The following is an 11,306-nucleotide window of genomic DNA, read 5'->3' as shown; positions in this document are numbered from 1 at the left end:
GCGTTACACGGCGTTCACTTGGACGGGATGATGAATTTTCTACGTGTTCCCTGTGTTCTGTTGTTGACCGGCGTTCTGGGTTTGGCCGGGTGCAGCGTTCATCAGCCCACGTCGCTCTATCAGTTGGACAGCGGCGACCCTGGGCAACCGAAACACACCGGCGGGGTCGCAGTTTTGCTGGGCCCTGTCGCGATTGCTGACTATCTGCAACGTGAAACATTGTTGCAGCGTCAGCCGGACGGCAGCCTCAAGGCGTCCACTGATGGCCGCTGGGCCGGCAGTTTGTCCTCGGATATCGATCAACTGCTTCTGCGCCAATTGGCCTGGAAGCTCGACAGTCAACGTGTGGTCATGGCGCCTGCCGCGGCCAGTTTCACACCGGATGTCCAGGTGGTGCTGTCCATCACCCGCCTGGATTCAGGCGAGAAGCAGCCGGCAGTATTGGACGCTCAGTGGCGTTTGCTCGACCGTCGCGGCAATGTGCGCGACAGCAAGCTGATTCACTTGGAAGAACCGCACGCAGGCTCTTCAGCTGCGCAGGTGAAGGCTCAAGGGATTTTGCTGCAGCGCCTGGCGGACAAGCTGAGCGTCGCGGTCAAGCCCATCGCCAGCCAGCCGTATGTGGCGGACGTGCCCAAGAAGGCCACAGCGCCGGCGAAAACCCGCACCGACCAGGACAAGCCTAAGATCCCGATGGCATCACCGATCCGCACGGATATGGAAGTGTTCCGCTTCTAGGATTCGCGCCCACAAAAAAGCCCGCATCGCTGCGGGCTTTTTTGTGGGTGGCCTTTAGGCCTTGCGCGCTTCATGCATACGCGCCAGTTGGCGCTCCAGCATCGACGGGTAAGGCTCCATCAGGCGCTCAACACAGCTCGCCCCTTCAGGGCTCGCGATCGGGCGGATACGCGCACGCTGGCGGATGGTCGGGTCTTCGCTGATCTTGCGCTCCACCAGCAACAGATTGCGGCTGTGTTGCGACAGTGCCAGGGCGTCCTGCGCGGTTTCGGTCAGCAGCAGATCGATCTGGTTCATGCCGTGCAAGCCTTCGCCCAGTGTCAGGCCCAGCTGCAGTTGCAGGGTGATGCCGCTGTCGGCGACTTCGATCTGCAACGCATGGCTCAATGCACGCAGCAACTCGCCGCAGCAGATGGCGTTGGTGAGGTAGTCATCACCGCTGTCCTGGGTGCTGAAAACCATCAGCGAACTGCCGTCGTTCAGGGTGTGCAGCTCGCTGTCGTAGAGCGAAGCAGCCTGATCGATGCAGTCACGGTAGCGCTCGAGCAGCTCGGTCAGGCGCGTGCGCGGCAGCCGACGCAGTTGCTCCTGCGAACCCAGTTGTACCGCCAGCACGGCGCTGTATTGCGGTTGCGATGGCACGACCGGAAGGATCGGACGCGGGACGGCTTTTGGCGCGGCAGGGGAGTGATCGCGAAGGTCCGCAAACGGATCCTCCTCGTCTTCTTCATCTTCCTCGGCAGCGATACGTCGTGCCGGAATCACCGTGGCGCGCGGTTTGGGCGCGTCGTCGAAGTCAGGATCGCTCAGGTCGCTGCTGTCGAACTCGGGCGACGCGTCTTCCTCGTCCTCGACCTGTGCAGGCTCGGGAATGGGAGCCGGTTCCGGTTCTGGCGGCGCGTAGGAAGTCTTCAGCTGACGCGCCAGATCGCCGATCTCGTCCTGACGATCAGTGGCCGGCGTATACGGATCGATGTAGCGCAGCCACATGCGCAGTTGCAGCATCGGCGTGGAAATATGGCGCCCGAGGCGCAGGCTCAGGGCCAGCGCCAGTGCCAGCAGGATACCGGCCAGAATCGCCATGCTCTGCAAGCTGATGGTCAGCGGCTGTTGGAACTGGGCCATGTCCAGGCTGATGCGCAGCGTGCCGGCGACCACGTCCTGGAAGGTGATCTTGATCTCGTAGAGACCTTCCGCCTCACCCAGCAAGCCGCTTTTCGGACGCTGACCGGCTTCGGCAAGAATGCGATTGTCAGGGCTATAAATAGCCGCGTGGGCCACCAGCGGGTTTTTCACCAGATTGCCCAGCAGCACGTTGAGGCTGAGGATGTCGTTGGACACCAGCAGCTCGGTGGCGGACGTGGCGGTCTGCGTGGTCAGGGCTTGCCCCAATGCGTCAGCCTGTTCGTGCATGGCTTGCTTGAATTGCAAACCCATGACGCAGGCGTAGATCACCAGAGCCAGCGCGACGAGGATCACGTTATGGCTGGCGATGCGCAAAGCAATCGGAACACGTCGATGACGCAATGCCCGGAAGATCAGCAAGAAGAAATTATCGGTTTTTACTGGCGTGGGCCGGTTCACTGAGCACGGCTCTCGTGGTGAAGTTGGGGCGCAGTATAGCGAGCGACCCTGTGGCGGCAAAGCGCTGGCTGTGCCCGGCGGTCACTGAAAGTGCGTAGAATGCGGTTTTTTTCCACTGCGGGGGTGCGCCTTGCGCGAAATCGTCCTGATAAACATCACCGGTGAAGACCGTCCGGGTCTCACTGCGGCCATCACGGGTGTGCTGGCCCAAGGCGGCGTGAACATTCTCGACATCGGTCAGGCGGTGATTCACGACGCCCTGTCATTCGGCCTGCTGGTCGAGATTCCCGACACCGAAGCAGGCGCGGCAGTGCGCCAGAACGTGCAGGCGACCGTCGACCAACTGGGTCAGCAAGTGCGCTTTACCCTCGTGTCCGAAGCCGACTATCAGCACTGGGTCGACGGTCAGGGCAAGGCGCGACACATCGTGACGCTGCTGACGCGCAAAGTCACCGCCGAGCAGCTGCAAACGGTCAGTGCGATCACCGCGAAATACGGCTTGAACATCGACCGCATCGACCGGCTTTCCGGGCGTATGCCGCTGGATATGCCCACCGAGAAGAGCAAGGGTTGCATCGAGTTTTCCGTGCGCGGCGAGCCGGTCGATCCTCAGCAGATGCAGGCCGAATTCCTCCACGTTGCCCAGGAGCTGAACGTCGATATCGCGTTCCAGCAGGACTCACTGTTCCGCCGCAACCGTCGTCTGGCGGTGTTCGACATGGATTCGACGCTGATCGAAGCCGAGGTCATCGACGAACTGGCCAAAGCCCACGGCGTCGGCGAGCGCGTGTCGGAGATCACCGAGCGCGCCATGCGCGGCGAACTGGACTTCCGCGCCAGTTTCAAGGAGCGACTGGCGCTGCTCAAAGGCCTGGATGTGAAGGTGCTGGACGAGATCGGCGCCTCGCTGCGTTTGACCGAAGGCGCTGAAACGCTGTTCGCCGAACTCAAGCGACTGGGTTACAAGACCGCCATCCTGTCGGGCGGTTTCACCTACTTCGCTCGCCAGTTGCAGGCCAAACTGGGCATCGACTACATCTTCGCCAACGAGCTGGAAGTGGTGGACGGCAAGTGCACGGGCAACGCGATCGAGCCGATCGTCGACGCCCAGCGCAAGGCCGATCTGCTGCGCGAACTCGCCAGCAAGGAAGGGTTGAGTCTGGAGCAGACGATTGCAGTGGGCGATGGCGCCAATGACCTGCCGATGCTCGCCATCGCCGGCCTGGGTGTGGCGTTCCGCGCCAAGCCGCTGGTCAAGCAGTCGGCAAAGCAGGCCATCTCGACGCTGGGCCTGGACGGCGTGCTGTATTTGCTGGGGTTCCGCGACCGGGAAGGGCGCAGCGCTTAAATGCGTGAACGTTGAGGCATCTGCAACGGATGCCTCGATGGCTCAGAGCACCGTCCACAGCGAGTCGAATTCCTGCTCCGGACCGCCGGCGTCTGGCGCGGTGACCTTTTTCGGCCCTTCAAGAATCTGATATTCAAACTGGTTGTAGCTGCCCGTCGTCGCCCGGCGATTGCTCAGGCTGGCGCTTCGCTGCTCGCCACTGGTGTTGATCAGCACCTTTGAGCCGTCCTCGAACGGCAGGCGCGGGGCGATAACAGTGGCGGGCACATCAATGGCGCGAACTTCCGGCAGCAGCAGAGCGCGCAGAAACTGACTGCTCTGCTCGGCCCGTGTCAGCTGCATGCCGCAGGCCTGAGCAAACGGCGCAATCAGTTCAACGCCCATCTGCATGCCACCGCCACGAACCTGCCTGACCCAGCGCACCACCGCGATGCTCCAGCCGTGGCCGTGGTCCTGAATGCCGATCATCTCACCGGCCTGCAGCTGATCCGGTACTTCTTTTGGCCACGCCAGGCAGTAACCGCCCGGGCTGTGATTGACAATGTGCAGCGCATAAGTGGGAAAGCTTTTTTGCCCGTCGGACGCCGCATGGCCTTCAGCGTCATCGCTTTTGTATTCGATTTCCTCGAACGGCAGCATGCTGTCCGAAGTGCCGTTGCGCTGGACGTCCGCTGTCTGCGCCCACGGATCAAGTTTGGCCGGCTTCAAGGGCTGCAGCGTGTAGTCGACGACTCGTGACAGCGTCGAAATGTGCAACAGGTCGCTGAAGGACTGCTGACCGCCGACGTAATAATGCAAAGCGCTCATGCCCACGCAAACGGTCAGGTTGCCTTGCCCTGGCGTGCGCTGGAACGCGCGTTCCGACACATCACCCCAAGCGGCGGCAAGGTGTTGCAGGACGTCAATGGACAACCCTGCCGGTACTTTCAGCGCAGACTTGGAGCGTTCTTCGACAGGCGTCTGGGTATAGAGCTCCAGTGCAGCCGACAGAGGCCGGGGGTCGATGCCGAGCAAACCCGGCCGTAGATCGTCGTCGTACAGCGCGGCGTAACGCGGCGCCGTGTCCGTACCCGGCGACACTGCGTACAGGCTGTTACTGTCCAGCGGCTGCTGCAGCGTGACCATCGCGCTCCACGCATCCAGCGCCTCGGCCAGTTTGCCGATGTTGTGCTGGCGCATCTGATTGCAGCGCGAACAACCCATCAGCAGAGCAACGATGTAGGTCTGTTCTACGCTCATCGCCTGGATGTTATGAGCGAGGCTATCGGCAACGGGCACGTTGTGCAGTTGGTGCTGACGGGCGATCTGATAAATCTGGTGCAGCTCCAGCCACAAGCCGTCCTGCACGGGACAGTAAAGCTGGTTGGCACGGATCAGCGGGCCGTTCAGGCAACCGAGCGCGCGTTGAAGGGCGGTGGTCAGCAGACCGATACGGTCCTTGCTGAGCTTGACGGCGACCCGCGCGATGATCTGTTTGTAACCAATGGCCAGATGGTTTTGCAGGGCCTGGCACAAATTGGCCACTTTGCGCGGGCGCTCTTCGAGCACCACGGACTGGTTCAGGAAGTGACGCTCCAGGTGCTTGCACACGAAAAAGACTTCCGGGCGAAGCAATTCGAGGAGCTGCATGCGGTTGTCGCTGGGGGTGAGCAGCTGGTTCAGTTCGCCGAGCCCTTGATAGAGCTGACGTGCCATCTCGCCGAGATTGGCCTTGGGCAGCGTGGCGATCCAGCGCTTGAGGTCTTTGGGCGTCGCGTCACAGAACGACAGGCTCGACTGCGTCGGCACAGGTGCGCGCAACAACAGTGGGAGGCTTAAATTACTCATGTGACAAGCAAACTCCAACAACTACAGGCCTGAACGGCGGCGTCAAACTCCGGGAGCAAGCACCCTCGCCGAGCGAAAGAGCACGGTTACGTCCACTGAACGCGAAGGTTCCTACAGCACTGGGACTCTAGCAGCATCCTGCAACCGTCGCCGCCTGGCCGATATCCCGCAGCCGGATGCAGCAATCCCTGGTGACGCGTGATGCCGCGCAACGGCTTAACGAAGTTCGCGTCAGAAAAACAGCATCACGCTCTCATGGAGAAGCTAAGGCAAGAATCAGGCCTGCAATGGCAATGCGAGGCCCTGACCCATCTGCACAGGCGAACCGGCGGTCAGCAGTTCGGACCATTTCACCTGATTCGGGCCGAACAGCACGATGGCCGTGGAGCCCAGTTTGAAGCGACCCAGCTCTGCGCCTTTTTCCAGATGGATGGGCGCACGCGCTGCTTCGTCGTAACGGAAAGTCTTGAGCTCGCGCTTTGGCGGCGTGACCAGACCCGCCCACACCGTTTCGATCGAGGCAACGATCATGGCGCCGACCAGCACGACGGCCATCGGACCGCGCTCGGTGTCGAACAGGCACACGACGCGCTCGTTACGGGCGAACAGCTCCGGCACGTTTTCCGCCGTGGTCTGGTTCACCGAGAACAGCCGGCCCGGCACATAGACCATCTCGCGCAGGGTGCCGGCGAGCGGCATGTGAACGCGGTGATAGTCCTTCGGTGACAGGTAAACGGTGGCGAATTCGCCGCCCATGAACGGCGCGGACAGGCGCGCATCGCCGCCCAACAGTTCCAGAACGCTGTAGCTGTGGCCCTTGGCCTGGAAAATCCGGCCGTGCTCGATTGGGCCCAGTTGGCTGACCGCACCGTCGGCAGGGGAAAGGATCGCGCCCGGCGTTGGGTCCAGTGGACGCGCGCCCGGCTTGAGGGCGCGGGTGAAGAAGTCATTGAAGTGCTGGTACCCGGTGATGTCCTCGACCTGAGCCTGGGACATGTCCACCTGATAGCGGCGCGCAAACCACTGGGTGAAAGCGTTCTTGAACCAGCGCACGCGGCATTCGGCTACGCAGCCGGCCAGTTGCGACAGCAGATGATGGGGAAGCAGATACTGGAAGAGGATAAACAGACGCTGTTTCATCAAGATTCCTAAAACGTTCGAAAAAGGGAATAAGGAGCTGCGCCACATCGGGCGCCGATTTTATTTCTCGACCGGGGTGTCCGGATGGTTGCCCCACTCGCCCCAGGAGCCGGCGTAGCCCTTGACCCTCGGGTACCCCAGCGCCTTGGCCACCAGATAGGTGAAGCCCGAGCGATGATGGGTCTGGCAGTGGGTAATGATTTCTTTCTCCGGGGTGATGCCAAGGTCTTCGAGAATCTTCGGCATGTCCTTGCGGATGCGCAGGCTGCGCGCCTGATCCATACCGGCGGTCCATTCGAAGTTCACTGCACCGGGAATGTGACCTCCCTTGGCGGCGACGACCTTTTCGCCGGAGTACTCGGTCGGCGCGCGGGCATCCCAGATCGCCAGGTCAGCAGCGCCCAGGCGGCTTTGCAGGTATTCGCGGGTGGCCGTGGGCTCGTCGTGCAAGGTCAGCGAAACCGGACCGCCGACTGCTTTCGGCACCTCTGTCGACATTGGCAGAGCTTCTGCTTGCCACGCGAGCAGGCCGCCGTCGATATAGTGATACTTTTTGTGTCCGATGACGTCGAGCAGCCAGATGAAGCGGCCGGCCCAGCCACCGCCTTCGTCGTCATACACCACGTATACCGCGTCGGGGTTGTGGCCCAGTTCGCCGAACAGCGCTTCCAGCTGCGTGTGCGAGGGCAGCAGCCCCGGCGCTGGTGGCAGGCCCAGTTGTGTACGCTTCGGATCGACGAATCGCGCGCCGGGAATGTGGCCGGCCTCGTAGCGGGCCGGGCTGGTCAGGTCGACCAGGATAAGCTCTGGCGCGCTGAGGCGTGCTTGCAGGTCTGCGGGCTCGATGACCAGCGGCAAGCTTGAAAAGGCAGACATGTAGCGTCTCCGGATCGCGAAAAGGTTGCGAATTGTAGCTCAGCCGTCAGCCATTGCGATGGCTAAAGGTGGCGAGGGCTTTCTCGATGCACTGACCGGTTTTTCCGAAAGCCTGGACGGAGACTTCGGAAAACAGCCCGCCGCCCTGATCGGCCACCACCATCATCACTACGCGTCCATTGCTTGCCAGTGAGCGAATCAGCAGGTTTTCGCCGCTGAACAGATTACGCAGTTGCGGTGGCAGCAGCGCCGAGAACTGCGCGTTGTTGGCCGGTGTCAGGCGCAATTGCGTGGGCTGGGCGAGCAGGCGTTGCAGCACGGTGCTGTCTTTGTAGGGCACCAGCAAAGCAGCGGCCGACTTGTCCACGCCCGCGATCTGATGCACGCGCAGACTATCGGTCTTGCGATCGGTCATCATCAGCACCACCCGCTGCATACCCGCTGCCACCAGTGCGTCCCGGGCGCAGGTGGTCAGGTGTATCGCGTTGATGAACATGCTGGGCTCTTTCAACAGATCGGCGCAGTGCTTGCGCCACAGCTGCAAGGCGTCGGGCGAGGGTGGCGGGGCGGGCAGCAAGCCTTTGTGTACGCGACGGGTGTTCCACGGCCAGAGCAAAGCCTGCGCAGGATGCCAGATGTCCGGGCCCGAATGCTGGCGAGCGCTCGCCGCTGCGTTCTGGTGAACCTGCTGCTGAAGGTCATCCAGTGACTGTTGCAGATACAGGCTGGTCAGCAGCTGCCAGCGCAGGTTGTGCGGTGTGTCCCAGGCCTGGTGCGCCGACAGCGCGAGACCGTTGGCCAGCAGAATGGTATTGGCGGGCTGGTTGAGCCAGCGCCGCAGCGGCTGGTCGGCGTCGAGTTGCTGTTGCTGCTTGAGTGGGTCGCCGTTGCTGTGGGCGATGCGCAGCACTTTCACCAGATTGCGTTGCTGGGAGGTCAGCAGTTCGTAGCCCTGGGTCACCCAGATCGGCAGGCGCCAGTGCTGCGCCAGCGCCTGACACAGGTGCACCAGACGAACGCCAAACAGTGCCTGCTCCACAGTCTTCGCAGACTCGCCCTTGTGGATAACCCGCAACTCCCACTCTTCCAGCAGTCTGGGGTGCGCCAGCGCCATCGGCCAAAGCGGCGAGAGAAACAGCAGGCTGCCCAAGTGGATGTCCTGCCACAGCCGGGCCAGTTGATTGGCGAACAAGCCGTGCGCCTGTTGCATGGCGTGCTGACTGATCATCTGGATTTGACGCAGCGCCACCGGCATATCCCGTGGCTCGACACTCGGCAGCCGCGCCAACAGCGCTTCGGTACGAGCCAGTCCCAGTCGGTTGATGGCGACTTCAAGACTCTCCGCGGGCTGTGCGGTGGCGGGGCTGTTCAGGTTGGCTTCGCGCAAAACGTTGAGCACCAGCGCCGGGCTGTCCTGCATGAGATCGGAAATATCGCGCAGCGAGCGGCGGCTGTCGGTCAATGCCGCCTGCACGCGCTGATAGGCCACCGCAGGCACAGGCAAGGCGATGCCGTCGAGCTGCTTAATCCAGTTATCCAGGGTGCGCGGAACAGGGAGCGAAGAAGCTTTATCTGATTGCATTCACAACACCCGTACGGCTGGGAGGTTTTGATCAATGTCGGGTACTGGCATCATGCCGGCCCTCGTGGCGCAACGTCCGGCGCGACACATAGGTCAGCATTTTCCTGTGATCTGACTATAGTCTGGCGCATTCATGCCGATAAGCAGGACAAGAGTTTCAAGCGCTTCTCGCACAATGACCATGAACCCGACTCAATAAGTATTTTCTACCTATGGCAAAAATTATCGGCATCATCGTCGTTTTCGCGAGCGTTCTCGGCGGATACGTACTGTCCCACGGTCAGATCGCAGCGTTGATCCAGCCTTTCGAGGTCATGATCATCGGCGGTGCGGCGCTGGGTGCATTCCTGCAAGCCAACCCGGGCTATATGACCATGCTGGTCATCAAGAAGTCCTTGAAGATGTTCAGCACCCGGTTCACCCACGGCTACTACCTTGAAGTGCTGGGCCTGGTTTACGAGATCCTCAACAAGAGTCGTCGCGAAGGCATGATGGCCATCGAAGGTGACATCGAAGAGCCCGAGAACAGCCCCATCTTCGCCAAATACCCTGGCGTGCTCAAAGACACCCGCATGATCGCCTTCATCTGCGATTACCTGCGCATCATGTCTTCCGGCAACATGGCGCCCCATGAGCTGGAAGGCTTGTTCGACATGGAATTGCTGAGCATGAAAGAAGAGCTCGAGCATCCTTCCCACGCGGTGACCGGTGTCGCCGATGCCATGCCAGGTTTCGGTATCGTTGCGGCGGTACTGGGTATCGTGGTGACCATGGCGTCCCTGGGTTCTGGCGACAAGGCCGCGATCGGCATGCACGTTGGTGCGGCGCTGGTCGGTACGTTCTTCGGTATTCTCGCGGCATACGGTTTCTTCGGCCCGTTGGCCACTTCCCTGGCCCACGATGCCAAGGAAGAAATGAACGTCTATGAATCGATCAAGGCTTCGCTCGTCGCGTCGGCGTCCGGCGTGCCGCCTTCGCTGGCCGTGGAATTCGGTCGCAAGGTTCTGTATCCGGCCCATCGCCCCAGCTTCAGCGAGCTGGAACAAGCTGTCCGCGGTCGTTAATCCATGGAAAATAATCAGCCGATCATCATAAAGCGCGTCAAGCGCTACGGCGGAGGGCATCACGGCGGCGCCTGGAAAATCGCATTTGCCGACTTCGCGACGGCGATGATGGCGTTCTTTCTGGTGCTGTGGCTGATGTCGTCGGCCACGCCCGAGCAACTGCTCGCCATCGCCGGTTACTTCAAGGACCCGGTCGGTTTTTCCGACAGCGGCTCGCCTTACGTGATTGACCTGGGCGGTTCGCCGGAAATGTCCCCTAACCAGACGCTCAACCCGGAGGTGCAATCCACGCCAGCCCCGGATCGCGTGCCGGTCGACGCGGATCAGCAGGACGCCGCCGCCGAGCAGGTCGAGCAGGACCGTCTGGAGATGCTGCTGCAAGAGTTGCAGACCAAGATCAACGAGAATCCGCAACTGGCCAAGTTCAAGGACCAGATTCTGTTCGAGATCACCCAGGACGGCTTGCGCATCCAGATCACGGATGCCGAAAACCGGCCGATGTTTGACATCGGCAGCGCCAAGCTCAAACCGTATTTCGAAGACATCTTGCTGGCCATGGCCGACACGATCAAAGCGGTGCCGAACAAAGTCAGCATCAGCGGTCACACCGACGCGACGCCTTTTGTCGGCAACAACGGCTTCGGTAACTGGGAGCTGTCGTCCGGCCGAGCGAACGCTGCTCGCCGCGCGCTGCTCGCCGGTGGTTATCCGGATCAGCAGGTGGCGCGTGTAGTGGGTTATGCGTCGTCTGCGCTGTATGACAAGGAGCACCCGCAAAATCCGATCAACCGTCGAATCGACATTGTGGTGATGACCAAGAAAGCGCAGCAGCGGATCGAAGGCGCGCAGAATTCTGGTGAAGCACCGCAAACGCCGGATGCGCCCGGAGCCGCTGCGCCATCGCCAGTACCTGGCGCTACCGCACCGGCCAATCAGCCGGGGGCGTCGATTTCCACACCTGCAGTTGATCCACAGGCTTACGCCCAACCCCATGAGATTCGGCAGAAGCTGAACATCTTCGATCAGGGCCAGTTGAAGATCGACGAAACCAAGAACTGATACCTGGTTGCAGACACAAAAACGCCGCGATGATCGCGGCGTTTTTGTCTGAGCTCTTAAGACGTTTCACCTGGAACGGCGAAGTTCG

Annotated in this window: 8 protein-coding genes and 2 pseudogenes; 4 read left to right on the top strand and 6 right to left on the bottom strand. The window is 61.3% G+C overall.

The genetic code is table 11. The features are described 5' to 3' along the window. The first annotated feature begins 30 nt into the window (after positions 1–30). Positions 31–738 (top strand): PqiC family protein, encoded by a 708-nt coding sequence (locus OKW98_RS26720; protein ID WP_265387364.1) that lies wholly within the window; start codon positions 31–33, stop codon positions 736–738. A gap of 54 nt (positions 739–792) precedes the next feature. Here OKW98_RS26720 and OKW98_RS27735 read toward each other — a convergent pair. Both OKW98_RS27735 and OKW98_RS27730 read right to left on the bottom strand, forming a co-directional pair. Next, a pseudogene (locus OKW98_RS27735) lies at positions 793–1,497 on the bottom strand (histidine kinase); the annotation flags it as partial. Positions 1,498–1,599: 102 nt separating this feature from the next. Next, positions 1,600–2,322: pseudogene (locus OKW98_RS27730) on the bottom strand (AhpA/YtjB family protein); the annotation flags it as partial. 130 nt (positions 2,323–2,452) lie between these two features. Between OKW98_RS27730 and serB the strand changes: the two are divergent. Next, positions 2,453–3,670, top strand: a complete 1,218-nt coding sequence (serB, locus tag OKW98_RS26710) for a phosphoserine phosphatase SerB (RefSeq protein WP_265387362.1) — start codon at positions 2,453–2,455, stop codon at positions 3,668–3,670. Between the two features lie 42 nt (positions 3,671–3,712). Here the strand turns inward: serB and OKW98_RS26705 are convergent, their stop codons facing one another. The 4 genes from OKW98_RS26705 to OKW98_RS26690 form a co-directional block, all read right to left on the bottom strand. Further along, complete coding sequence (locus tag OKW98_RS26705; RefSeq protein ID WP_265387361.1) at positions 3,713–5,497, bottom strand: molecular chaperone; 1,785 nt, start codon at positions 5,495–5,497, stop codon at positions 3,713–3,715. A 276-nt stretch (positions 5,498–5,773) separates the two neighbouring features. After that, the gene (gene asd / locus OKW98_RS26700; protein ID WP_265389847.1) at positions 5,774–6,643 is read right to left on the bottom strand and encodes an archaetidylserine decarboxylase; all 870 of its coding nucleotides are present in this window, start codon (positions 6,641–6,643) and stop codon (positions 5,774–5,776) included. A gap of 54 nt (positions 6,644–6,697) precedes the next feature. Beyond that, positions 6,698–7,513 (bottom strand): thiosulfate sulfurtransferase, encoded by an 816-nt coding sequence (gene rhdA, locus OKW98_RS26695; protein ID WP_265387360.1) that lies wholly within the window; start codon positions 7,511–7,513, stop codon positions 6,698–6,700. A gap of 46 nt (positions 7,514–7,559) precedes the next feature. Then, complete coding sequence (locus tag OKW98_RS26690) at positions 7,560–9,095, bottom strand: HDOD domain-containing protein (protein ID WP_265387359.1); 1,536 nt, start codon at positions 9,093–9,095, stop codon at positions 7,560–7,562. Between the two features lie 212 nt (positions 9,096–9,307). Between OKW98_RS26690 and motA the strand changes: the two genes are divergently transcribed. Both motA and motB read left to right on the top strand, forming a co-directional pair. Continuing rightward, complete coding sequence (motA, locus tag OKW98_RS26685) at positions 9,308–10,159, top strand: flagellar motor stator protein MotA (RefSeq protein ID WP_037015764.1); 852 nt, start codon at positions 9,308–9,310, stop codon at positions 10,157–10,159. Between the two features lie 3 nt (positions 10,160–10,162). After that, on the top strand, positions 10,163–11,218 hold the full coding sequence (gene motB / locus OKW98_RS26680) for a flagellar motor protein MotB (protein ID WP_265387358.1): 1,056 nt from the start codon (positions 10,163–10,165) through the stop codon (positions 11,216–11,218). Positions 11,219–11,306: the final 88 nt, after the last annotated feature.

The organism is Pseudomonas sp. KU26590 (assembly GCF_026153515.1).
Taxonomy (GTDB): domain Bacteria; phylum Pseudomonadota; class Gammaproteobacteria; order Pseudomonadales; family Pseudomonadaceae; genus Aquipseudomonas.
Note: the sequence above shows the minus strand (reverse complement) of the source record. Positions and strands in the feature narration are given on the sequence as shown.

What these genes read in the sequence shown, in the direction of transcription:
- OKW98_RS26720 (WP_265387364.1), top strand. Translation starts at nt 31, where the DNA reads ATGAATTTTCTACGTGTTCCCTGTGTTCTGTTGTTGACCGGCGTTCTG.
- OKW98_RS26705 (WP_265387361.1), bottom strand. Translation starts at nt 5,497, where the DNA reads ATGAGTAATTTAAGCCTCCCACTGTTGTTGCGCGCACCTGTGCCGACG.
- rhdA (WP_265387360.1), bottom strand. Translation starts at nt 7,513, where the DNA reads ATGTCTGCCTTTTCAAGCTTGCCGCTGGTCATCGAGCCCGCAGACCTG.
- OKW98_RS26690 (WP_265387359.1), bottom strand. Translation starts at nt 9,095, where the DNA reads ATGCAATCAGATAAAGCTTCTTCGCTCCCTGTTCCGCGCACCCTGGAT.
- motA (WP_037015764.1), top strand. Translation starts at nt 9,308, where the DNA reads ATGGCAAAAATTATCGGCATCATCGTCGTTTTCGCGAGCGTTCTCGGC.
- motB (WP_265387358.1), top strand. Translation starts at nt 10,163, where the DNA reads ATGGAAAATAATCAGCCGATCATCATAAAGCGCGTCAAGCGCTACGGC.